This window comes from Sphingomonas sp. Leaf208 (assembly GCF_001421415.1).
Lineage (GTDB): Bacteria > Pseudomonadota > Alphaproteobacteria > Sphingomonadales > Sphingomonadaceae > Sphingomonas.
This window is the reverse complement of the sequence record NZ_LMKH01000001.1, coordinates 313,661-335,983: the sequence shown is the minus strand read 5'-3', so window position 1 is coordinate 335,983 and position 22,323 is coordinate 313,661. Positions and strand designations below refer to the sequence as shown.

Annotated in this window: 19 protein-coding genes and 1 pseudogene; 7 read left to right on the top strand and 13 right to left on the bottom strand. The window is 64.2% G+C overall.

What is annotated here, in order from left to right:
* Window positions 1-148 precede the first annotated feature (148 nt).
* The gene (locus ASE69_RS01320; protein ID WP_056481842.1) at window positions 149-2,821 is read left to right on the top strand and encodes a M1 family metallopeptidase; all 2,673 of its coding nucleotides are present in this window, start codon (window positions 149-151) and stop codon (window positions 2,819-2,821) included.
* 273 nt (window positions 2,822-3,094) lie between these two features.
* Here ASE69_RS01320 and ASE69_RS01315 read toward each other — a convergent pair whose 3' ends face one another.
* The 8 genes from ASE69_RS01315 to ASE69_RS01280 all read right to left on the bottom strand — a co-directional run bounded on the left by ASE69_RS01315 (window position 3,095) and on the right by ASE69_RS01280 (window position 10,746).
* Window positions 3,095-3,688 (bottom strand): TIGR02281 family clan AA aspartic protease, encoded by a 594-nt coding sequence (locus tag ASE69_RS01315; RefSeq protein ID WP_056481839.1) that lies wholly within the window; start codon window positions 3,686-3,688, stop codon window positions 3,095-3,097.
* The gene (locus ASE69_RS01310; protein ID WP_056481836.1) at window positions 3,685-4,449 is read right to left on the bottom strand and encodes an MBL fold metallo-hydrolase; all 765 of its coding nucleotides are present in this window, start codon (window positions 4,447-4,449) and stop codon (window positions 3,685-3,687) included. The genes ASE69_RS01315 and ASE69_RS01310 overlap by 4 nt, the downstream gene beginning before the upstream one ends.
* Window positions 4,446-5,222 carry a TatD family hydrolase gene (locus tag ASE69_RS01305; RefSeq protein ID WP_056481832.1) on the bottom strand — a complete coding sequence of 259 codons (777 nt, stop codon included), beginning with the start codon at window positions 5,220-5,222 and terminating at the stop codon, window positions 4,446-4,448. Before ASE69_RS01305 ends, ASE69_RS01310 begins: the two co-directional genes overlap by 4 nt.
* Entirely contained in the window at window positions 5,222-6,769 is a 1,548-nt protein-coding gene (gene metG, locus ASE69_RS01300; RefSeq protein WP_056481829.1) for a methionine--tRNA ligase, read from the bottom strand. The genes ASE69_RS01305 and metG overlap by 1 nt, the downstream gene beginning before the upstream one ends.
* Before the next feature lie 79 nt (window positions 6,770-6,848).
* The gene (locus ASE69_RS01295; protein ID WP_056481827.1) at window positions 6,849-7,826 is read right to left on the bottom strand and encodes an AAA family ATPase; all 978 of its coding nucleotides are present in this window, start codon (window positions 7,824-7,826) and stop codon (window positions 6,849-6,851) included.
* A gap of 28 nt (window positions 7,827-7,854) precedes the next feature.
* A complete protein-coding gene (locus ASE69_RS01290; RefSeq protein ID WP_056058791.1) occupies window positions 7,855-9,018 on the bottom strand; it encodes a D-alanyl-D-alanine carboxypeptidase family protein in 1,164 nt (387 codons plus the stop codon).
* Between the two features lie 26 nt (window positions 9,019-9,044).
* A complete protein-coding gene (locus tag ASE69_RS01285; protein WP_056481824.1) occupies window positions 9,045-9,776 on the bottom strand; it encodes a septal ring lytic transglycosylase RlpA family protein in 732 nt (243 codons plus the stop codon).
* The gene (locus ASE69_RS01280) at window positions 9,760-10,746 is read right to left on the bottom strand and encodes a lytic transglycosylase domain-containing protein (protein ID WP_235518000.1); all 987 of its coding nucleotides are present in this window, start codon (window positions 10,744-10,746) and stop codon (window positions 9,760-9,762) included. Before ASE69_RS01280 ends, ASE69_RS01285 begins: the two co-directional genes overlap by 17 nt.
* 317 nt (window positions 10,747-11,063) lie before the next feature.
* On the opposite strand from ASE69_RS01280, the gene ASE69_RS01275 reads away from it, so the two are divergent.
* Entirely contained in the window at window positions 11,064-12,353 is a 1,290-nt protein-coding gene (locus ASE69_RS01275) for an N-succinylarginine dihydrolase (RefSeq protein WP_082452802.1), read from the top strand.
* A gap of 48 nt (window positions 12,354-12,401) precedes the next feature.
* Here the strand turns inward: ASE69_RS01275 and ASE69_RS01270 are convergent, their stop codons facing one another.
* Window positions 12,402-12,608, bottom strand: coding sequence for a hypothetical protein (locus ASE69_RS01270; protein WP_056481815.1), 207 nt, complete (start codon window positions 12,606-12,608; stop codon window positions 12,402-12,404).
* Between the two features lie 63 nt (window positions 12,609-12,671).
* On the bottom strand, window positions 12,672-13,679 hold the full coding sequence (locus ASE69_RS01265; RefSeq protein ID WP_056481812.1) for a sugar kinase: 1,008 nt from the start codon (window positions 13,677-13,679) through the stop codon (window positions 12,672-12,674).
* A 179-nt stretch (window positions 13,680-13,858) separates the two neighbouring features.
* Between ASE69_RS01265 and ASE69_RS23310 the strand changes: the two genes are divergently transcribed.
* The 3 genes from ASE69_RS23310 to ASE69_RS01255 all read left to right on the top strand — a co-directional run bounded on the left by ASE69_RS23310 (window position 13,859) and on the right by ASE69_RS01255 (window position 16,174).
* On the top strand, window positions 13,859-14,062 hold the full coding sequence (locus ASE69_RS23310; protein WP_056481809.1) for a hypothetical protein: 204 nt from the start codon (window positions 13,859-13,861) through the stop codon (window positions 14,060-14,062).
* 175 nt (window positions 14,063-14,237) lie between these two features.
* Window positions 14,238-14,390 carry a hypothetical protein gene (locus ASE69_RS23305; protein ID WP_200924085.1) on the top strand — a complete coding sequence of 51 codons (153 nt, stop codon included), beginning with the start codon at window positions 14,238-14,240 and terminating at the stop codon, window positions 14,388-14,390.
* Between the two features lie 131 nt (window positions 14,391-14,521).
* A complete protein-coding gene (locus ASE69_RS01255) occupies window positions 14,522-16,174 on the top strand; it encodes a Na+/H+ antiporter (protein ID WP_183037970.1) in 1,653 nt (550 codons plus the stop codon).
* Between the two features lie 318 nt (window positions 16,175-16,492).
* Here the strand turns inward: ASE69_RS01255 and ASE69_RS01250 are convergent, their stop codons facing one another.
* Complete coding sequence (locus tag ASE69_RS01250; protein WP_056481805.1) at window positions 16,493-16,834, bottom strand: hypothetical protein; 342 nt, start codon at window positions 16,832-16,834, stop codon at window positions 16,493-16,495.
* A gap of 143 nt (window positions 16,835-16,977) precedes the next feature.
* On the opposite strand from ASE69_RS01250, the gene ASE69_RS01245 reads away from it, so the two are divergent.
* Together ASE69_RS01245 and ASE69_RS01240 are read left to right on the top strand one after the other, a co-directional pair.
* The gene (locus ASE69_RS01245; protein WP_056481802.1) at window positions 16,978-19,128 is read left to right on the top strand and encodes a TonB-dependent siderophore receptor; all 2,151 of its coding nucleotides are present in this window, start codon (window positions 16,978-16,980) and stop codon (window positions 19,126-19,128) included.
* 108 nt (window positions 19,129-19,236) lie between these two features.
* Window positions 19,237-19,863 (top strand): glutathione S-transferase, encoded by a 627-nt coding sequence (locus tag ASE69_RS01240; RefSeq protein WP_321163557.1) that lies wholly within the window; start codon window positions 19,237-19,239, stop codon window positions 19,861-19,863.
* 34 nt (window positions 19,864-19,897) lie between these two features.
* On the opposite strand, the gene ASE69_RS22710 is transcribed toward ASE69_RS01240, so the two are convergent.
* A complete protein-coding gene (locus ASE69_RS22710) occupies window positions 19,898-21,163 on the bottom strand; it encodes a TonB-dependent receptor (protein WP_235517903.1) in 1,266 nt (421 codons plus the stop codon).
* 674 nt (window positions 21,164-21,837) lie between these two features.
* Window positions 21,838-22,305 (bottom strand): annotated as a pseudogene (locus ASE69_RS22705) (TonB-dependent receptor plug domain-containing protein); the annotation flags it as partial.
* Between the last annotated feature and the right edge of the window lie 18 nt (window positions 22,306-22,323).

The window sequence follows — 22,323 nt, the reverse complement described above, 5'->3', positions numbered from 1 at the left end:
TCGAACGCCATTTGCTACTCGTCATCGGCGTGCAGGAAAACCTTCGAAATTTTCCGCCCGGCGCGGATCGAGGGCATGGCCAGACAAGGCTTGCGGCGCCTTCGGTGCTGACTTACACCCCTACTACACCTTCGTCGGGAATCTTCACATGCGCGCCTCATGCCTCATCGGTTTCACCGCTCTCCTGTTGTCGTCGACCGCGCATGCAAGTCCGAAGGCGACGACGGAAGCGCCCGCCAAGGCGGCGATCGTACCCGATGCGAACGCACCGAAGGGGCGTCTGTCCGATGCGGCGATACCCAAGGCGTATCGCCTCGACTTCACCATTTTGCCCGAGGCTGACCGGTTTTCGGGACATGACGAGATCGACGTCACGCTGAAGGCTGCGACAAAATCCCTGTATATCCACGGCCGCGACCTGAAAATTGGCAAGGCGGTCGCGATGGTAGGTGGCAAGGCTACCCCGGCGATCTTCACGCAGGTCGATCAGAGTGGCACGGCGCGGCTGGACTTCGCGAATGTCCTGCCCGCCGGCGCGGCGACGCTGGCGTTCGATTATACGGGCAGTTTCGGGGACAGCGCCTCCGGCCTGTTCCACGTCAAGGTCGGCGATGCCTGGTACAGCTGGACGCAGTTCGAAAGCATCGATGCACGCGCTGCGTTTCCCGGGTTCGACGAGCCTGGCTTCAAGACGCCGTTCACCGTGTCCGTCACGACCCATCCAGGTCTGGTCGTGATCGGCAACGCGCCGAAGGTGTCCGTCACGAAGGTCGCCGGGGGAATGGAGAAGCATCAGCTCGCGGTTACCAAGCCATTGCCGACCTATCTTGTTGCGTTCGATACGGGGCCGTTCGTTCACCAGATCGGGACGATCCCGGCGACTCCCGAACGACCAACCCCGATGCCGTATGGCGCCGTCGCGACGCACGCGCAGAAGGACAAGATGGGCTATGTGATGGCGGAGACGCCGCGCATCGTGTCCCTGCTCGAGCAATATTTCGGCGAGCCGTTCCCGTTCCCCAAGCTCGACCAGATCGGCACGCCGATCATGCCGGGCGCGATGGAAAACGCGGGCGCGGACACCTATGGCGACGGCATCATCTTCCTCTCGGCCGGTGCGACGACGTCCGACAAGCAGGCGTTCGGGATGATCGTCGCGCACGAGCTCTCGCATCAATGGTTCGGCGACCTCGTCACGCCGGCATGGTGGGACGACATCTGGCTGAACGAAAGCTTCGCCAACTGGATGGGCTATCGCATCGGCAACGCCTGGCGGCCCGAGCTCAACATCGGCGTCGGTGCGCTGGATGAGGGCTTCGGCACGATGAACACCGATGCGCTGGAGGTGGGACGCCCGATCCACCAGCCGATCACCGACAACGGCCAGATCGATTCCGCGTTCGACGGCATAACCTACGGAAAGGGCGGGCAGGTGGTCGCGATGATCGCGGCCTATCTCGGCGACGAGAAGTTCAAGGCGGGGGTCCGCCTTCACCTCAAGCGTCACGCGTATGGCAATGCGACGTCCGAGCAGTTCTTTCAATCGATCTCGGATGCGGCGAAGGATCCGCGCGTGCTGTCCGCGCTGAAATCGTTCGTCGACCAGCAGGGCGTTCCGGTCATCGACGTCCGGCGGCAGGGTAACGGCATCGTCGCGTCCCAGTCGCGCTATGCCTTCCTGGGATCGTCTCCGCCGCCATTGAGCTGGACGATCCCGTTCTGCGTTCGGGTCGGCGCGGCGAAGCAATGCACGCTGCTCGACAAGACCACGACGTCGATCGCCGCGCCCGCCTCAGGGGTGATCATGCCGAACGTCGGTGGTGCGGGCTATTACCGTTTCGACATGGCACCGGCGGATTGGCAGGCGTTGATCGCGGCTTCGGGCACGTTGTCCCCGGGCGAGGCGCTCGCCACCACCGATAGCCTGTGGGCCGCGTTCCGCGCTGGCAAGGCACCGGCCGCATGGCTGTTCGCGGAAGCGCGTGCGGTCGCGGCGAACCCGGATTCGACCGCCAGCATCGACGGCGGGCGGCGGATTGCTGGGTTGCGCTCGCGCGGCTTGATCTCGGCCGCTTCGCTGCCTGCCTACCGCGCACTGTTGGCCTCGATCTACACACCGCGCCTGACCGCGCTGGGGTTCAACCCGGCAGCCGGCGCCTATGCAAAGGATGATCCAGGTCGGCAGAACCTGCGCCACGAACTGGTCAATCTCGTCGCGGACGATGCGCGCGATCCCGCCGTCCGCAACAAACTGAAGTCAGCGGGGGAAAAATACCTGGCGGGCGACACCGCGGCGCTCGACTCCGGCTTTCTCGGAGCTGCGCTGACCGTGGTGGCAGAGGAGGGCGGTCTGCCTGCTGCGAAGATGCTGGTCGACAAGGCGTTATCGAGCGAGGACCCGGGCTTCCGCCAGGCTGCTCTCGGCGCCGCTGCGTCCAGTGGGCGGCCCGACGCCGCCAATTATCTCCTGTCGCTCGAAGACAAGCGGATGCGGAGCTATGACAGGATCGGGCTGATCTTCGGCGTCGCCGGCAATGCGGAAACGCGCGATCTCGGCATCGACTGGATCCTGGCGAACTACGACAAGCTTCTCGCCGGTGGCAACGGCATCTTCATCACCAGCCGCCTGCCGCAGGCGCTCGCGGTCCAGTGCGGTGCCGAACAGGCGGACCGGATCGATGCCAAGGTCGGCGCCTCGATCCGCAAGGCTAACGTCGGGTTGCTAAATTATCAGCGCACGCTGGAGAGCATTCGCCATTGCGGTGTATTGCGCCAGGCGAAGTCCGCGGAGATCGCAGCGGCTCTTGCGAACGCGAAGTAGCGCGCAAGGACGGGGCTGAGGCAGCGCGGCGTGGCGCTGCCTCAGCCTCTTCATACGCCGGACGATACCTTCGATACGGTATCGTGCCGGATCGGTGGCGCTATCATTGGCAGCGTTCACCGTTGAACCGCATACGCTGAGCCAGGGATGAGCGCTCATGACGAGCAGAGCGTCGTCATTATACGTAAGCTGCTTGGCTACCGAGATGCCTAGGAGCACCTCGGAATCAACCGATATGCTTCACACAATATAAGATCGATAATATACATTATGTTAAATACGGGGTGGCGGTGGCGACAGGATGAGCGTCTTGCCGACGACCCGCCACGAACCTAGTCGCGACAGGAAGTTCATGCCGAGGATGTCCGTCTCTTCGAAGGCCGGCGACGTCACGATCCCAAGATCGGTCATGACGATATTTCCGACGGCTACGCGTTTCGCGGTCGCCGACCGTGCGGTGACCTGGCCGTTGGCAGTTGAGAGAATTACGGGAAACGGACTTTCGTCCAAGTCGAGACTCGCCGCCTTCGCGGTCTGCATCGACAGTGCCGTCGTCGTGGCACCGCTATCGATCAGCATGCGCCGACCGACCCCGTTGATCTCCACCTTCGCCCAGAAATGACCGTCGTCAGCCATGCGTATGCGGGTTTCGGTTCCGCTGACCTGTTGGTCGTCGAACATCGCAATGACGCCGGACAGTCGATCCCGTTGGCTCGCAATCAGGAGACCGACGGCGAAGATGCCTACCCATGCCAGCGCCATCTTGAGCATCGGCTTGACGGCGCTTCGCCGCGCAACCAGCGCCGACAGCGGCAGGATCAGCATCACGGCGTACAGCGCGAACTGGGCTGCACGGTCGGCGGTCATGCGTCGAGCACGAGCCCGTCATAACCAGGCTCGACACCCTTCGGAAGTTCGCCGACCAAGCTCGCATAGTCCATGCTGTGGTCCATGTGGATGAGCGCGGTTCGCCCCGGCCGCAGTCGGTCGACCCATCCAAGCACGGCCGGCAATTCCATATGCGTTGGGTGCGGCCGTCGCCGCAATGCATCGACGACCCAGACGTCGAGGTCTTCGTAAAGCTTGGCCATATCGTCGGTCATGATATTGAAATCGGTAGCATATCCGATCGAAGCGCCACCCGCTTCGAACCGCAATCCAGCCGCGTGGATGCTACCGTGAGGTTGATCGGTAACGCGAATTTCGATCCCGCCTATCGTCAGCCGATCGGGTAGCGTTTCTGCCGCGATCGTCGGCGGGTAGCCGGCTCGGCCATGGAATGCATAGGTGAAACGCGAGTCCAGCGCCGCGAGCGTGGCAGGTCGCGCATAGCCACGTACCGGCGTTCCCGCAGCGTGGTAGAGTTGGCGCAGATCGTCGATACCGTGGCAGTGATCCGCGTGATCGTGCGTCCAGATAACGGCGTCGACCCGGTCGACGTCGGCCGCGAGAAGTTGCTCGCGCATGTCCGGGCTCGTGTCGATCAGGATGCGCGTACCATCATGCTCGATCAGCGCGGACGCGCGCGTGCGGCGGTTGCGTGGTTCGGCAGGATCGCAATCGCCCCAGTCGTTGCCGATCCGCGGGACGCCGGACGACGTGCCCGATCCGAGAATCGTGATTCTCATGCGCGCGTCTTGCCGAACAGCGTGTGGAAATTCTCGGCCGTACGGCGCGATAAGTCTTCGACATCCTCACCGCGCAAGTCGGCCAGGAATTTCGCCGTGTCGGCGACGAAGCCCGGCTCTCCGGTCTTGCCACGATGCGGGACCGGCGCGAGAAACGGTGCGTCGGTCTCGATCAGAAGTCTTTCGATGGGTAAGCGCGCGGCCGTCTTTTGCAGATCACGTGCGTTCTTGAAGGTGACGATACCCGATATCGAGATATAAAGGCCCATGTCCAACGCCTTGTCGGCGAAAGCTCCGCTTGCGGTGAAACAGTGGATGACGCCGGGATAGGCCCCCTTCCCCATTTCCTCTGCCATGATCGCAGCGGTATCGTCCTCGGCATCGCGTGTGTGGACGACGATTGGCAACCCGGTCTCGCGCGATGCCGTTATGTGCGCGCGAAAGCTCGCTTGCTGGCGGGCGCGATCGGACGTGTCGCGAAAATAATCCAGGCCACTTTCGCCCAGCCCCACCACGCGAGGATGACGTGCCCGTTCGATCAGCTTGGCGGCATCGACGTCGGGATAGGTGTCCGCCTCGTTCGGATGGATGCCAATCGTTGCCCAGACGTCGGGCTCGCGCTCTGCGGTCGCGACGATATCATCCCACTCGCTCTCGCGGGTCGAAATGTTCAGCATCGCCGTCACGCCCCGCGCTCGCGCCCGTGCAAGTACGGCTTGCTGATGCTCGACGAGCCCCTTGTAGTTGAGGTGGCAATGGCTGTCGGCGAGCATCAGGCCTCCGCGGGCAGTTCGAGACGGGGGAAGACGGGGGATGGTGGCGTAATCCGGAAGTCGGACGCAGCTACCCGGTCGTACCAGCGATCATCGTCGATCGCCGCATGATCGCGCTCGACCGCGCCGATCTGATCAAGAACCTTACCGGCGGAGTCCGGCACGACCGGCAGGATCGCGATCGCCAGCATGCGGATCGCGCGCACCAGCGTGCGCAATACGGCGTGCATCCGGTCGGGATCGGTCTTGCGCAGTGCCCAGGGCGCCTGTGCGTCGATATACTGGTTGCAAGCGAACACGCCACGCATCCAGGCCTCGATACCCTGCGACAAGGCCAGATCGGTAAAGCCTGCCTTGAGGCCGGCGCACGCGACGATGACCTCCTCGATCAACATGCCATCCGCTTCCTGGACCGTGCCAGCAGAAGGAAACACGCCTTCCAAGTTCTTGGCGATGAACGACAAAGTCCGCTGCGCCAGATTGCCGAAGCTGTTCGCCAGTTCGGCGTTCACACGGGTCACGATTGCCTCGGGAGAATAGCTCCCGTCCTGACCGAAGCTGACCTCCCGCAGGAAGAAATACCGGAGGGCGTCGACGCCGAACGCGTCTGCCAACGCCATCGGATCGACGACGTTGCCGACCGACTTGGACATTTTTTCGCCGCGTGTGAGCAGGAAGCCGTGACCGAACACGCTTTTCGGCAACGGAATGTTCGCGGACAACAGGAACGCGGGCCAGTACACCGCGTGGAACCGGACGATATCCTTGCCAATCAAATGGATATCGGCGGGCCAGAACTTCGCCTTGTCGCCCGTCATGTCGGGATAGCCGATACCGGTCAGGTAGTTCGTCAGCGCGTCGACCCACACATACATGACGTGCCCGGGGCTGTCGGGTACCGGCACGCCCCAGTCGAAGCTGGTACGCGACACCGACAGATCCTTCAGACCACCCTCGACGAAGCGCATCACCTCGTTGCGACGGCTTTCGGGGCGAATGAAGTCCGGGTTGGCGGCGTAGAGATCGAGCAGGGGTTGCTGGTATTTCGACAGGCGAAAGAACCACGTTTCCTCGGCGGTCCATTCGACCGGCGTGCCTTGCGGCGAACGGCGATCATCGCCCTCCCCGGTCAGTTCGGATTCATCGTAGAACGCTTCGTCGCGAACCGAATACCAGCCCTCGTAGCGATCGAGATACAGATCGCCCGAGTCCGCCATAGCCTGCCAGATGGCACGGCTTGCGGCGTAGTGATCCGTGTCCACGGTACGAATGAAACGGTCATAGGAGATGCCAAGACGATCGGCCATCACGCTGAAATGCGACGACATCTCGTCTGCGAACGCGCGTACCGGAATGCCCCGGTCGCGCGCGGCCTGCGCCATCTTGAGGCCGTGCTCGTCGGTACCGGTCTGGAACAGCACGTCGCGTCCGGCTTGACGTTGGAACCGGGCGATCGCGTCGGCGGCAATCATCTCATAGGCATGGCCGATATGCGGCCGGCCATTGGGATAGTGGATTGCGGTGGTGATATAAAAGGGGTCGGCCATGCCGCGCTCCTAGAGCATCGGTCCGATCAGGTGAAGCCCGCGCTATGACCCCGCCGGGACGCTTGTGCGATTCCGCCGCTTACTGGCGCAGCGACGCGACGATCCCGGCCATTTCGAAAACGGTCGCCTGCGCGTCCAGCGACAGTCCAACCGCCGCGCCGGCGAGATCGCGCGCAGCCGCATGGGCATCGAGCGCGGTACGCAAAGCGGGTCCGGATCGCGTGCGTGCCTGGTCGGCGACAAAGGCTTGCGCGCGGTCCAGGAACGCCTCGTATCGCGGTTGCGACGCCTTGCTCCCCAGCGCTTTCGCCAATTTCAGGCGCCGGCCATTATCACGGTCACCGTCGCGCGCGATCTCGGCAAGCGCGCTGTCGATGCCGGCGATGTCCAGGCCGGCATAGCGTAGCGCCCTGCCCGGTGCCCCGTCGCTGGCACGGACAAGTGCGGCGACCTCTTCGTCATCCGCTTCGGGGCGGAGTGCGCGGATCGCCTTCGTCACCTCGTCTTGACCCAGTGCTTCGAACCGTAGCAATCGGCACCGCGACCGGATCGTCGGCAGCAGTCGCCCGGGTGCGTGGCTGACAAGCAGGAAGATCGTTCCGGCGGGCGGCTCCTCGAGGTTCTTGAGCAACGCATTGGCACCGCCGCGTTCGAGATCGTCGATCGCATCGATCACCACCACGCGGCGCGCACTCATTGACGGCGTCGTCGCGAACAGCGGCTGGAGCGTGCGGACCTGTGCGATGGTGATGCTTCGCGCCAAGTCCTGGTCGGGTTTCTCCGGATCCTTCGGAAGACGCGCGAGCACACGGTAGTCCGGGTGAGACCCCGCCTCGATCAATGACCGCGTGCGGTCGCCCTGCGGCACGTCGAACCCAGCCGGAGTGGCATCAGGATTGGCGCCGTCAGCAAGCATCCGCATCGCCGCCAGCCGCGCGAAACTTGCCTTGCCGACGCCTTGCGGTCCGGTCAGCAGCCAGGCGTGATGCAACGCGCCGCCGCGCATCGCCGAAAGGAAAGCGGACTGCGCGGCGGCGTTGCCGAATATCTCAGTCATGCCCGTCGCGCGTCCGGGACATGCATCGTCATCCGAAGAACCCGGTCAGGCCAGCCCAGGCACGTCCGAAGAAGCCGGCAACGGCGACATCCTTGTCTGCGACGAGCGGCATGCGCTGCTGCAGGCCGTCCGACGTCGTTACGACGAGATCTGCAATGTGCTGGCCGGCCTTGATTGGCGCCTTGATCGGGCCCTCGTACACGACCTTGGCGGTGAGGTTCGGCGAGGTACCGGCGGGCAGAGTCACGGTCAGTGCCTTGGGCGCAACGAGACCGACCGACGAGGCATCGCCGAGCTGGACCGCTGCGGTCTCGACCTTCTTGCCCTTGGCGACGATCGGCTTCGACTGCCATGCGCGAAAGCCCCACTCCATGAATCGCACTGATTCTTCTGCGCGCTGCCCCGCGCTTGTCAGGCCGGCAACGACCATGACCAGGCGGCGCCCGTTTTGCACGGCCGAGCCGGTGAAGCCGTAGCCCGCTTCCTCGGTATGCCCGGTCTTCAGGCCATCGGCACCGGCGACGCGACCAAGGATCGGATCGCGGTTTGCCTGAGTGATGGCGCTGCCGCCCATCGTCTTGCCCCAGGTGAAGTCGCGCTTCGAGTAGAACTGCTTGTAGAGGTCTGGATAGTTGTTGATCGTCGCGGCAGCGAGCTCGGCAAGGTCATGCGCGGTGACGTAGGTGACGCCGTTGTCGGGCCAACCGTTCGCGGTGCCGAAATGGCTGTCCTTGAGGCCGAGTTCGGCTGCCTTGCGGTTCATACGCTCGGTGAATGCCTGTTCGGAACCGGAGATCCCTTCGGCAAGCACGATGCACGCGTCGTTACCCGATAGCGTGACGATACCGTAAAGCAGGTTGGCCACGCTGACGTTCTCACCGGACGACAGGAACATCGTCGAACCCGCGGTCGGGCCATGCCATTTCGCCCAGGTCTCGGGGCGCACGGTCATCATCTGGTCAAGCTTCAGCTCGCCCTTCTTGACCATGTCGAACGCGACATAGACCGTCATCATCTTGGCGAGCGACGCCGGCGGCATGCGGCGGTCGGCATCACGCGAGAACAACACCGCGCCGGAGGACAGGTCTTCCATGTACGCGATCGGCGCCGCGGTCTGGAACTGCGGCGCAGCGGCGATGGACGGATGCGCCAGCGCGAGGGCGGCAAGCGGTGCGACGATCAGCTTCTTCATGGGGTATTCCGTGAGCAAAAGGGAACTCAATCCGTGGGCAGGACCTGGGCATCGCCATAGCCGCGCTCGGCGACCGCGTCACGCGCGCGTTGCAGGCTGATAGCATCTTTGAACGGGCCGATGCGGACGCGGTACAGACCACCGCCTTCGACCACGTCGGCATCGAGGCGCTTGGCCAAGGCGGTCGCGCGCGCTTCGTTCGAGAAGGTCGCGACCTGCAACAGATACCGACGGCCGGGTATCAGCGTCACCGGTGCACGAGACGGCAAGGTGTCGATGCTCATCGCGCGGGTATAGGTGGCGGGTTGCAGAGCGACCGCCTTACCCGCCCTCAGCAGTGAAGCGTCCCGCATCGACGGCACGATCGCGCGGATGCGGACGGTTGCCACCTGATGGCGGTCGGTGCCGAGCATGTGCGCTGCGGCGCGGGACAAGTCGATCATCCGGTCACGACGACCGGGGCCGCGATCGTTGATGCGGACCAGAATCGACCGGCCGGTCTCGATCGAGGTGACTTCGACGAAAGACCCAAGCGGCAGTGTGCGATGCGCCGCGGTCATCGCATCCGGATCGAACGCCTCGCCCGATGCCGTGCGGTTGCCCGACAATTCGTCGCCGTACCAGCTTGCCGTGCCGGTATCCTGATAGCTGCCGTACAGTCCGCCGCCAGCCGACAGTATCGCGCCACCGCTTTCGCGCGCGTGACCACAGGCCGCGAGCGCGAACGCCAGGCTCAGGGCCCTAGCGCTCGACCGCATCGGCCAACAACCCGACCGACAGCGCATAGAAATTCGAACAATTGTAATCGAGGATCACGCGGTAGTTGCTGGTCAGCAGATAGGCCGTCGCGCCGGGGCCATCCGGTTCGAGCAACGTGGCCATCACCGAACCGTCCAGCGCTCTACCGCTTTGCGGGCTGACCCCCAACGCGCGCCACTCGGCAATCGTTCGCCAGCCGCTATGTCGTTCGAACACGCGCGGGCAGCGCGGCGAGACGAGGCGGTTGCGGACCTGCGATCGATCGAACCCGGCGGGCACGTTGACCGCGACCCCCCAGGGCTGACCAGCGCGCCAGCCGGCGTCGACGAAATAGTTGCCGATCGACGCGAGCGTATCGGCGGGGCTGTTCCAGATATCCGCGCGGCCATCGCCATCGCCGTCTCGCGCGATCCGCAGGTAGATGGACGGCAGGAACTGCGGGTTGCCCATGGCCCCTGCCCAGCTTCCCTTCAATTGCGACCGCGTCACGCCGCGATCGAGCATCTTCAACCCGGCGATGAACTCGCCCGCGAACAGCGACCTCCGCCGGCCTTCATAAGCAAGGCTCGCGAGCGACCGCAGGAGGTCGAAGTCGCCCGTGTAGCTGCCGTAGTTCGTCTCATGGCCCCAGATCGCGACCATGACCGATTCGGGAACACCGGTCTGCTGCTCGATCCGCTGGAGCCGATAGCGTTGCGCCTGATAGGTCTGGCGACCGCGAGCGATCCGTGCCGCGTCGACATGCTGCGTTCGATACGGCGCGAAGGCGGGTATCGCGCTGGAGTTCGTTGCGCCCGGCTGTGCCCGGTCGAGTTCGATCACGCGGGGGTTGAGCGTCAGCGTCGGAAAGACCGCATCCGCCGTACGCGCGCTGACACCATCGGCCAGCGCCTGCTGACGCAGTTCGCGCATATACGACTGAAACCCTGCGTCGTCCTGCGCGACCGCCGGTCCGCCGACGGACAGCATTGCGATCGCGCCGAAAGCGCCGTTGCGCAGCCAAGTTGCTGCTCGTGTTACCCCACCCATGCCGAAGGATGTGCCACAGACACCAGCGGATCGGAACCTCGCACCGTCGCACGGTTGCCACGCACAGGCGCTTGATGGCGCAGAGCGGAAGCCTATCGCGCTAACCCGCCCCGTCGCTCGAGACCGTTGGCGCTGCCTGATAGCTATCCTCCATCGGGCACGGCACCTTTTACCCTGTCGGCAATTCCGGCTATCGGCCTGCCATTCGCGGGACGGCGGTGGCAAACACCGAGACCGACGGGACGAGGAGTGATGCCGTGATCGAGGTCAATTTCGATGGAATCGTCGGTCCGACGCATAATTACGCGGGGCTCTCGATCGGCAACCGCGCGTCGTCCGCCAACGCCGGCGCGGTATCCGCCCCCCGTCTTGCCGCGCTTCAGGGCATGGGCAAGATGCGTCGCCTGATGGCGATAGGCCTGAAGCAAGGCGTCTTTCTGCCGCACGTCAGGCCGCAAGTCGATTGGTTGAGGACGCTAGGGTTCGCGGGTTCCGATGCGGAAGTCCTGGGGTCCGCGTGGGCTGCCGACAGAGCGCTCGTCGCCAACGCGATGTCGGCGTCGTCGATGTGGACGGCGAATGCGGGCACGGTGTCCCCGGCGACCGACACGGATGACGGCCTATGCCATATCTCGGTCGCGAACCTGTCGACGATGCCGCACCGCGCGACCGAGGCAGTGCAGACCGAACGACAACTCCGCCTCGCGTTTTCAGACGCACGGTATTTCCGGGTGCATCCCCCCCTGCCCGCCGCATTCGGGGATGAAGGTGCAGCCAACTTCATGCGGCTGGTCTCGCCCGCAGGCGGCGCTGCGGTAGAGATGTTCGTCTATGGCGAGGGTCAGGCTGGTGGCTTCCCCTCGCGTCAGCACCGCAGCGCGAACGAGGCGGTCGCACGCCGCCACGGCCTTGATCCCCGCCATACGCTGATGGTTCGGCAAAGCGAGGCGGCGATCGCGGCGGGTGCTTTCCACAATGACGTGGTCGCAGTGGCCAACGGTCACGTCCTGTTCGCGCATGAGCAGGCGTTCGCCGATCCTCGCGCGCTGTACGATGCGGTGGCGGCGCTCGTCCCCGACGCGGTGATCGTCGAGGTTCCGGCAGATCGCGTGAGCCTCGACACGGCGATCCGGACGTATCTGTTCAATTCCCAACTGGTCACGATGCCGGATGGGGGAATGACCCTTGTCCTGCCTGCCGAAGCACGTGAGCATGCCGATGTCTGGACTTGGCTGTCGGAATTGATCGCAGCCGGGGGGCCGATCACCCGACTGGAGATCGTTGACGTCCGCGAATCGATGCGCAACGGCGGCGGTCCTGCGTGTCTCCGGCTTCGCGTTCAGGTCGATGCGGAAGCGTTTGCGGCGATCGATCGCCGCTTCCTGCTCGATGATGCGGCCTGCGACCGGATCGAAGCGGTCATTGCGCGCGAATGGCCCGAAGCGATTGCGCCCGATGATCTGGGTAATCCACATCTTTGGGAGCAGTGTCTCCGTGCCCGTTCGGCCTTGACCACAGCGCTCGGTTTCAGCCCCGACGAGATCTGATCGGTGGCGCACTCTCGCCAGGAGTGCGCCACCGGGTCGCTTGCGGATTCAGACTACACCGACGTTCCGGGTCGAATCATACCCCTCGAACAGGTTGCCCGTCGCCGAACTGCCGTCGATGTACGGACTGCGATAGCTGACGGATCCGCGCGCGCTGAACGTCTTGTCTTCGTAATAGAGCGTGCCGTTATACGCGCGCTTCGACAGGCCGTAGAGCAATGCCGTGCGCGTCGCGTTCGGCAACGCACCGAGCACGACGCATTCGCCCCGGCGCCATTGGACGAATTAGCGCCTATCGCCGCCCCAAGCGTCCAGTCATCATCGCCGGACATCGAGTCCGCCGGCCAGGTATGCGTCGATATCCGCTTGGCGGAACAGGCTCGCATCGCCAGGTAACGAGTGTTTCAGCGCAGCAAGCGCCAAGCCGATGCGCGCGGTTTCGGCGATGTCCTTGCCCGACCGCAAGCCATGCAGGATACCCGCAGCGAACGCGTCGCCGCCGCCGATCCGATCGACGATACCGGCCAGCACGACCTCGTCGGTCTGAACGCTAGCGTCGCGCGTATCGATCCGCGCGGAAAGGCGGTGGAGATCGACGTGTTCGACATGACGCGCAGTCGACGCGATCGTCTGCAGGCGAGGGAACGCAGCGAACGCCGCCTCCGTCGCCTCGCGTCGGCGATCCTCGGCCTCGCCGGAGAAGTCGCGATCGAGCAGCAGGGCGATGTCGCGGTGATTGCCGAACATCAGGTCCGCATGCTCGACGAGTTGCGTCAGGATCGCGCGCGGGTTTGAGTCCCACCGTTCCCACAGCTTGCCCCGCCAATTGCCGTCGAACGAGACCGCAATTCCGCGTTCGGTCGCGGCACGAACCGCGGCCAGCGCCGCTTCCGCCGGGACCGGGCCGAGCGCCGGGGTGATGCCGGACAGATGCAGGCGATCGACGCCGTCGAGCAGCGAAGTCCAGTCCCAGGTGTCGGCGGGCGCTTCCGCGAACGACGACCAGGCCCGGTCGTAGATGACTTCGGTAGCGCGGAGGCCCGCGCCCGACGTCACGAAATACAGCCCCATCCGGTCGCCGCCCAGTGTGATCGTCGACGTGTCGACACCGTGACCACGCAACGTCGTGATCGCCGCGCGGCCGAGATCATTGTCGGGGACCATCGTTGCCATCCCGACGTCATGGCCGAGCCGTGCAAGCTGCGTCACGACGTTCGCCTCGGCGCCTGCGACCCAAACGTCGAGCTTCGGCGTCTGCAACAGCAACTCGCGACCCGGCGGGGAAAGCCGTAACATGATCTCGCCGAACGCCAGGAATTTCGTCATATTACCCTTTCGTCTGATCCGCCCAGCAAAGGGAGGAAGGCCTTTGCTTGGTCGTGGTGGAGCGTGCGTGCCACGATGGATACGCCAGCGGAAGCCCCTTCCCGTTAGCGTGAGATTGGCCCCCGCTTCCGTGCGGGGACGAACGTCACCGAGCGAGCCAGCTGCCATCGACGGCGAGGATGTGGCTCTTCCTCTCGGGCGGCGATCGTATCCGCCTTAGTTTCGCACGGCCAAGCAAATCCGACAACTTCGATAAGCTCGCGCTCGGCACGAAATGGAGTTTTCGCCTGCGTCCCAACGAGGCAAAGCGCGCATCGATCTCCGGCAACACGCTGACCCTCGCCGCTAACGGCTCCGCGCCCGTGAACTCATCTCCGCTGTAGCTGATCGCCGGGGATACGCGATACCGCTTCGACTGCGACTCCCGGCACGACCGCTGGGCTCCTGCTGTTCTACGACGACAAGCTTTATTGCGGTCCTGGCTTCGACGGCGATCGTTTCGTCACGCATCAATATGGCGCCCAACGCGGCCGCCCCGCCAACCCGCATGGTCGTTCGATGCAGATCCACGTGACCAACAATCGCCACATCGTGACGTACGCCATGAGCGGCGACGGCGGCCGAACCTGGCATCGGTTCGATCGCGGGATGGAAGTGTCGGGTTACCACCTTGACGTCCGCGGCGGCTGCGTGGTGCTGCGGACGGCGTAGACGCTGTGGGGAAAGGTAGCGCACGCTTCCGAAATTTCCGATTCTCTGCTATCTGATCGAGGATACCTGCCGGTCCTGTTGATCGCGCGCCTGCGTGCCTGCCGCGCGTCCAAAACCTTGGGGAGTCCGGTTTGCAGATTGTGACCTTGTGCCTGTTTCTGTTGCTTGCCGTCGTGGTCAGCGGCATCGCGTCGCGCATGCTGCCGTCGGCGCTGCCGCGTCCGCTGGTGCAGATCGCGCTCGGCGCACTCATCGGCATGGTTGCGCATGTCCGGGTCGAACTCGATCCCGAACTCTTCTTCCTGTTGCTCGTGCCGCCGCTCCTATTCCTCGATGGCTGGCGCATTCCCAAGGACGAACTCTTTCGCGATCGCGGAGCAGTGTTGGGGCTCGCACTGGGGCTCGTCTTCCTCACCGTGCTGGGCATGGGCTTGTTCGTGCACTGGCTGATCCCGGCGATGCCGCTCGGCGTCGCGTTCGCACTCGCAGCGGTCGTGTCGCCGACCGATCCTATCGCCGTCTCCGCGGTCGCCCAGAACGCGCCGATCCCGAAGCGGATGATGCATATCCTCGAAGGCGAGGCATTGCTGAACGACGCGTCCGGCCTGGTCTGCGTCCGCTTTGCGATCGCCGCCGTACTGACCGGCACTTTCTCGTTCGCCGATGCCGCCGCGACCTTCGCGTGGATGGCGATTGCGGGCGTTGCGATCGGCGTCGGCGTCGCGCTCGGTATCGTCGCGACCAAGAGCGCCTTCGCACGACGGTTCGGCGACGAGGCCGGCTCGAACATCCTCGTCAGCTTGCTGATCCCGTTCGCCGCCTATCTATTGGCCGAACACATCCACGCGTCTGGCGTTCTCGCTGCCGCCGCCGCGGGTATCGCGATGACCTTCACGGACGCGACCACGGCGGTCGCCGCCGGTACGCGCATCCGCAGGCGCGCGGTGTGGGACATGCTCCAGTTCACCCTGAACGGCGTAATCTTCGTGCTGCTCGGCGAGCAACTGCCCGAAGTGTTCGTTCGCGCCCGCGACACGGTTACGTCGACCGGGCATGTCAGCCCGTGGTGGTTGGCCGTCTATGTCATTGCCGTCGTCGCCGGGTTGGCGATCCTTCGCTACGGCTGGGTCTGGGTTTCACTCCAGTTCACGCTTCTCCGCGCACGGCGTCGCAACGATACGACCGCGGGCGAAAGCCCGCCGCGGCGTATCATTGCGGCGATGTCATGCGCCGGCGCGCGTGGTGCCATCACCTTGGCAGGCGCGCTTACGCTGCCGTTGAGCCTAGCCGACGGTACGCCCTTCCCGGCGCGCGATCTCGTCATCTTCCTTGCGTCGGGCGTCATCCTGTCGTCGCTGGTCATTGCCGCCGTCGCGCTGCCGTTGCTGCTGCGGGGCCTCAGTCTGCCGCCCGAAACCGGCATCGGTGCCGCGCGCGATCAGGCTCGGCTGGTCGCTGCCAACGCCGCGATCGCCGAACTCGACCGTGTTCAACATCGGATGGCCGAGGGGCGTGACGATCCCGATCGTTTCACCGATGTCGCGGCGCGATTGATGGACCAGTACCGCGAACGCATCGATAGCCTGTCGTCACGGCCGGAGGACCGCGCGCGGCAGGGCGACGTCAAGATCGAACGGGACATGCGGCTTGCGGCGGTGCGGGCTGAGCGCAACGCGATCTTCGACCTTGCAAGGCGCCGGGAGATCGGGGTGGAACTGGCGGAGCAACTCGGGCGCGAGCTCGACCTGATCGATGCGCGGTTGTCGCGGCAGGGCTTGGCTTAACCGGCGCGAAATAGCGCCCCGTCCGTCCGTGTGACTGAAACCGACGGGGCGCTGAAGGTACGCGTTACTTGGGCGATGCCTCTAATTCGCGATATGCCGTTCGAAGGTGAATTAGAAATGAACGAGGTGCCCCGCCCGTCCGTGCGACACTCTCGTATCCGGGCAGGGCACCGAGGACGCAGCGCCCTTCGGCAGCGCGTCACTGTCACTCAAGCTAGCAGGCGGCGGGGAAGTTAGAAGCGCAGTCCATCACGGGAAAGCCCCGCTTTGCCCGATATTTGTTCCCATAATCATGGTGCTGAACCGCGCGAGACGGACTCAGGTTTCGGGCGTGCCGGGCAACTTAACTTGGCGCAATGCTGCAATCATTTTCCGCGCGCCGGGCGGAGCCACGCGCCGGAATAGATCGAATAGATCGTCGTCGTCGAACGACTCGACATCCGTGCCGATCGGGAGTGCGATCGCTTGGCGGCTACGGGCGCCAGGCTGCGCTTCCAGGACGATCGTTCGCCACGCCATGCCGACCGGAGGCTCGCCGCTCACGTCGCCGAACTCGCCCATCACCATGTTGCGGATCCGCAGCCGGCGATCGGGATGCTTCTCGAACCAGGATGCGTCCCCCGCCGTTGCAATCTCGACCGCCAGTATCTTGCCGCTCATGTCTATCGTCCATCACGTTACGTTTCGCGGCTGGTGTTGCCATATTGCCGCAGAGGCAAGAGCTATCTGGCTCGGTCGGAACGCGGCTATTGATAATAGTTATCAAAAACATTAGCGGGGCGCGATAACGTAAAGGGAATCATATGACACGTCGTCTTGGCATCGCCATCCTGCTGGGCTCCGCTGCTTTCGCCGTCGCGCCGGGCTATGCGCAGACTTTGCACGAAGACGCCTCGGACGTGATCGTCGTTACCGGACAGCATCCGCGAGACCAGGCATCCTCCGGGACAAAGACGGATACGCCGCTCGCCGAGACGCCCCAGTCGATCACCGTCATCACCGCCGACGACATTGCCGGACGCAGTTTGCAGAACCTCAACCAGGCGCTCCGTTTCGTTGCCGGCGTGACCCCCGAAACGCGTGGGTCGAGCGGCGAGGTCTATGACCAGTTCAAGCTGCGCGGCTTCGATGCCCCGGTCTATCTCGATGGCCTGAAGCAGTTCGGCAGCCCGTCCGGCTACGCGGTTCCGCAGGTGGACGTCTCCCGGCTCGACCGGATCGAAGTCATCAAGGGTCCCGCATCAGTATTGTACGGCCAGTCGAGCCCCGGTGGCCTTGTTGCGGAGTCGAGCAAGCTCCCGCTCGACCAAGCGCTCTACGGCGCGATCAGCGGCACCTACGGCAACTACGATCTCTACCGCGTCGATGCCGACATCGGTGGCCGAGCCGGCGAAGGCGTTCTGTGGCGAATCAACGGCAGCGCGAACGGTGCCGACACGCAACAAAAATTCGGCAAGCGCGAACGCCAGACGATCTCGGGCGCAGTGACGGCAGGCGCGGGCAGTTCGACTAGTTTCACGCTGCTCGGCGCCTATTCGCATGACCCTTACAACGGCGACTACGGCGTGTTTCCAGCCAGCGGCACGCTACTCGCCAACCCCAACGGCAAGTTGCCGACCAGCTTCGATGGCGGCGAGGCCGGCAACCGCTTCAGCCGTGAGCAGGCGGCGCTCACCTATATCTTCCGTCATGATTTCGGTGGCGGCTGGGCATTCCGCTCGTCGGGTCGCTATCAATATGTGAAGTCGGCGCTCGGGCTCATCTATACCGCAGGCGGCCTCGACACGACCGACCCGACGCAGCAGACTTTCAGTCGCGCGTCCTACGCGACCCGCGAGCAGCTCAACAACTGGACGTTCGACAACCAGCTCTCCGGCTCCGTCCAGACCGGCCCGATCAAGCACACGCTCCTGTTCGGTGTAGACCGCCAGGTTGCGCATTCGATCGAGGATTTCGCGTTCGGTTCGGCGCCATCGCTAAACGGGTTCGCCCCAGTTTATGGGACCGTCATTCCGCCACAGAGCGTCGCGGCAGTGCCGGATCCGTTCGGCGGCTATACAGTGATCCGCCAGCGCCAGCAGGGTCTTTACGCGCAGGACCAGATGGCGCTGGGCGCGCTTCGCGTCGTGCTCAGCGGCCGCCAGGACTGGGCGCGCGCGCAACAGATCGGCGGCGCTGCGAAGCACGACGAGAAGTTCACCTACCGTGCAGCGGCGCTCTACACGCTGCCATTCGGCCTCGCGCCGTATGCGAGCTATTCGACGTCGTTCGAACAGCAGGCCGGCACCGTGCTCCGTCCCGATGGATCGTTCGGCATCGCCGATCCGTCGCTCGGCAAGCAGTTCGAGGCCGGCGCGAAGTTCACGATTCCGGGCACGCAGATCCTGCTCTCGGGAGCGTGGTTCCGCATCGACCAGACCAACGTGCTGACCTCGACGCCGACGTTCTCGGTCTCGACGCAGACCGGCAAGGTCCGCTCGCAGGGCGTGGAATTCGAAGGTAGCGCGCCGCTGCCGTACGGCTTCAAAGCCCGTGCCGCCTATAGCCGTCAGCGCGTGAAGGTGACGCAGGACGTGAACGATCCAATGCGCGTCGGACGGGGGCTCGAAACCGTTGGGCGCGGCGGTGCGTCGCTCGGCCTCGACTGGGCGCCGCCCGTGAGTGCCTTGGAAGGTTTGACGATCGGCGGCGCGGTGCGTCACGTCGACCAGGTCTATGCGGGAGTAACGCCGGGCGAGACCGCGGGTCGCAACAGCCCGTCCTACACCGTCTATGATGCACTGATTCGCTACGACCTGGAGAAGTTCGCCCCATCGCTCCGGGGCCTCAGCCTCGCCGTCAACGGTGCCAATATCTTCGACAAGAAGTATCTGACGTCGTGCTTCGCCAACTATAACTGGTGCTGGTACGGCAACCGCCGGACCGTGCAGGCGACGATCGGCTACCGTTTCTGAGTTGACGGCCTTGCCGCGATCGATGCCGTTCCGCGGTATCGATTGCGGTCGCGCCGACTGTTCTCGGGATCAGGCGACCTGGACGCTCGCTCGCATTATGCAGGTCCGATGATGCCGATCCTCTACAGCTTCCGACGGTGCCCCTACGCGATGCGCGCACGGCTCGCGATTGCGGCGAACGACCGTCGTGTCGAACTGCGCGAGATCGTCTTGCGGGACAAGCCGGCGGCGATGCTCGACGCGTCGCCCAAGGGAACCGTGCCGGTGCTGGTGCTGCCGGACGGGACGGTGATCGACCAGAGCCTCGACATCATGCGCTGGGCCTGTGCGAACACAGGCGACGCCGAGTGGCCGACCGGTAGCGACGCCGCACTGATCGCGACGAACGACGGCGCCTTCAAACACCATCTCGACCGCTACAAATATGCCGATCGCTACGGCGTCGATCCGATCGAGCACCGCGATGCGGCTACCGTGCTGCTCCGCGATCTGGACGAGAGGTTGCGTGCTAGCGACAGTTTCGGCACCAGCCCGCAGTCGATGACCGATCTCGCGATCATGCCGTTCGTCCGCCAGTTCGCGCAAACCGATCGATCCTATTTCGACGGCCTGCCGTTCGAGCGACTGCATGCGTGGCTGGCGATGCACCTCGCATCGTCGCCGTTCGCTAAGGTCATGATACGCCCAACGCCTTGGCAACCGGGCGATCCACCGATGCTATTCCCGATCCAGTAGGAGGCCCCGGCAAGACCGAGGCCCCCTGCCCGCGTCAGAAGCCGACGCTGATCGTCCCGAACACCTGGCGGGGTGCGACCGGGAACTGGTTGAACGTCCCGCTCGCCGCGCCGATGCTGAGCGTCGAGGCGGCGCGCTTGTTGGTGATGTTAGTGACGTTGAGGCTGACCGTCGCCGTCTTGACGATCTCCCCTTCCGACAACGGTACGTGCGCGGCGATGCGGCCGGACAGCGTGAAGTAGGACGGCACCGACAGGTCGTTGGTGTAGGTCGCGAACCGCTTGCCGATATAGTCGCCGACGAGTTGCGCGTCGAAGATGTCGTAATTGGCCGAGGCGGTGAACTTGTTCAGCCAGTCGGGGCTGCCCGGCACTTTCTTGCCCGCCGTGGCGACGATGCTCGTCCCGCTGATGTAGTTCTCCTCGTAGCGCGAGTTGTTGTACGACAGCGCATCGTAGAACGAGAAGTGCGAGCCGAACCGGAACGTGCCGGCGACGTCGAACCCGTCGGTCTTCACCGCACCGACGTTCTGCAGAATCGCTGCGCCGCTGACGACTGCGGTCACTACCGGGTTCGGGCTGATCCCGAGCAGGCGGTCGCTGAAGTCGACGTGATAGACGCTGATCTGGCCGTCGAAGCCGGTGAGCGGGCCAAGGTTCAGCGAATGGTGCGAGCGCAAGCCCGCCTCATAGGTCCAGCTCGTCTCGGGCTCGACATCCTGCTTGAACAGGTCGAACGCCGCCTGGCTGCCGAGTGCGAACGGCGACAATCCGGCGGCGGCACTCGTCTGGAACTGGCGGATGTTCTTCTGGACGTTGACGAATACCTGTTCGTTGTCGGTCGCATCCCACAGCGCACCAAGCTGCGGCAGGAAGTACTTGTGCGTGTCGATCTTGCCGACCGGCAGCGCGACCGAGCCGGTGAACGAGCCCGGGATAGGCTGCGTCGGCACGCGCTGCGACGCGTTCTGGAACGTGCTCTTGACGCCGCCCTGGATCGTGAGCGTTGGCAAGACCTTCCAGCTGTCCTGGATATGTGCCTGGTATTCGTCGACGCGGACTTCGCTGTGATATTGCGTGATCAGCGGTGTCAGTTCCTCACGCGGACGCTGGTACGGCGTGCTCGGATCGTTGACCGGGAACGGATACCAGCGGCGATACGCGGACGAGCTCTGATGCTCGTACCAGGCACCGAACTCGACATGATGCGCGCCGAGATCGAGCGCGACGGTGGAGACGAGGCCACCGCGGTCGATGCGATATTCTGTCGTGCGCGTCGCGAGCCCTGAGCCACCGAACACTTGGGTAGGTTCTGGCCGGGATAATAGAACGAGAACAGCTTGGGCAGGCCGGCGACGTCGATCGGGCCGCCGATGACCCCGACGCCGTCATTGTGATGATAATAAGCCTGGTTCGAGAAGGTCACTCGGTCGCTGACGTTCCAGTCGTATTTGACGTAGCCGAGATAGTCGGTGCGCGCCGCGACGCCGTAATAATTGCGGTAGTTCGACCCGTCCGCCTTGTACGCGCCAGAGTTGAGATAGGTCAGCATTGCGTTGAAATTGGGATAGACGAACGGGCGGACATACGGCGCGGTGCCTTCCGTCGCCGTCGTGACGACGGTCGCATCCTCGTTCGGTTCGGTCTTGTCCGAAAACGCGCCATAGAGCGTCAGCTTGCCGTTGCTGTCGTCATGAACGAACTTCGCATTAGCCTGATAGCCGCCCTGAATACCGTTGAAATCCCACGCCTTGGCCTTCTGCCGCGAGCCCGAGATATAGAACGCGTTGCCGTTGCCAAGGTCGCCGCTGTCGATCCGCGCGAACAGTCGCGAGGTCGAGTGGCTGCCGAGCGTCTGGTCGACCTGGACTCCGAGATCTTTCTTCGGGTCGCTCGAAAAGGTATCGATCGTGCCGCCCAGATTGCTGGTCGAGGCAGTGCCAAGATCGCCCGCGCCGCTGGCCAGCGTCACGCGCGAGACGTTCTCCGAGATGATCGCACGTTGCGGCGACAAGCCGTTGTAATTGCCGTAATTCTGATCCCCCAGTGGCAGTCCGTCGAGCGTGTAGCCAAGCTGTTGCGCGTTGAAGCCATGGACGAACAGCGAGATGTTCTGCTCGTTGTTGCCCCATGGATCGGCGGTGAGGAAGGTAACGCCGGGGAGCGTCTGGAGCGCCTTCAACGGGCTGACGCCGGGAAGAATCTTCTGGATGTCGACGCCGCTGACCTGCGTCACCGACCGCGTGTTGGCGCCGGTGACGACGATCGTATCATCCTGCCCGGCGGGCGGGGTGGCTGTATCGGCGAGATCGACGATCGAAGCAGGCGAACCCGGCTCCACGTCCTTGGCAACCAGCGACTGCGCCGTTGCGGTGACTGGCACGCCGACCACGACAAACCCGATTGCGCCGCACAACAGCCGCGCGGCCGTACGAGAAAACATCGTCATTCTTGAAAACCC

What these genes read in the sequence shown, in the direction of transcription:
- ASE69_RS01320 (WP_056481842.1), top strand. Translation starts at nt 149, where the DNA reads ATGCGCGCCTCATGCCTCATCGGTTTCACCGCTCTCCTGTTGTCGTCG.
- ASE69_RS01315 (WP_056481839.1), bottom strand. Translation starts at nt 3,688, where the DNA reads ATGACCGCCGACCGTGCAGCCCAGTTCGCGCTGTACGCCGTGATGCTG.
- ASE69_RS01310 (WP_056481836.1), bottom strand. Translation starts at nt 4,449, where the DNA reads ATGAGAATCACGATTCTCGGATCGGGCACGTCGTCCGGCGTCCCGCGG.
- ASE69_RS01305 (WP_056481832.1), bottom strand. Translation starts at nt 5,222, where the DNA reads ATGCTCGCCGACAGCCATTGCCACCTCAACTACAAGGGGCTCGTCGAG.
- metG (WP_056481829.1), bottom strand. Translation starts at nt 6,769, where the DNA reads ATGGCCGACCCCTTTTATATCACCACCGCAATCCACTATCCCAATGGC.
- ASE69_RS01295 (WP_056481827.1), bottom strand. Translation starts at nt 7,826, where the DNA reads ATGACTGAGATATTCGGCAACGCCGCCGCGCAGTCCGCTTTCCTTTCG.
- ASE69_RS01290 (WP_056058791.1), bottom strand. Translation starts at nt 9,018, where the DNA reads ATGAAGAAGCTGATCGTCGCACCGCTTGCCGCCCTCGCGCTGGCGCAT.
- ASE69_RS01285 (WP_056481824.1), bottom strand. Translation starts at nt 9,776, where the DNA reads ATGCGGTCGAGCGCTAGGGCCCTGAGCCTGGCGTTCGCGCTCGCGGCC.
- ASE69_RS01280 (WP_235518000.1), bottom strand. Translation starts at nt 10,746, where the DNA reads ATGCTGTCCGTCGGCGGACCGGCGGTCGCGCAGGACGACGCAGGGTTT.
- ASE69_RS01265 (WP_056481812.1), bottom strand. Translation starts at nt 13,679, where the DNA reads ATGACGAAATTCCTGGCGTTCGGCGAGATCATGTTACGGCTTTCCCCG.
- ASE69_RS23310 (WP_056481809.1), top strand. Translation starts at nt 13,859, where the DNA reads ATGTGGCTCTTCCTCTCGGGCGGCGATCGTATCCGCCTTAGTTTCGCA.
- ASE69_RS23305 (WP_200924085.1), top strand. Translation starts at nt 14,238, where the DNA reads ATGCAGATCCACGTGACCAACAATCGCCACATCGTGACGTACGCCATG.
- ASE69_RS01250 (WP_056481805.1), bottom strand. Translation starts at nt 16,834, where the DNA reads ATGAGCGGCAAGATACTGGCGGTCGAGATTGCAACGGCGGGGGACGCA.
- ASE69_RS01245 (WP_056481802.1), top strand. Translation starts at nt 16,978, where the DNA reads ATGACACGTCGTCTTGGCATCGCCATCCTGCTGGGCTCCGCTGCTTTC.
- ASE69_RS01240 (WP_321163557.1), top strand. Translation starts at nt 19,237, where the DNA reads ATGATGCCGATCCTCTACAGCTTCCGACGGTGCCCCTACGCGATGCGC.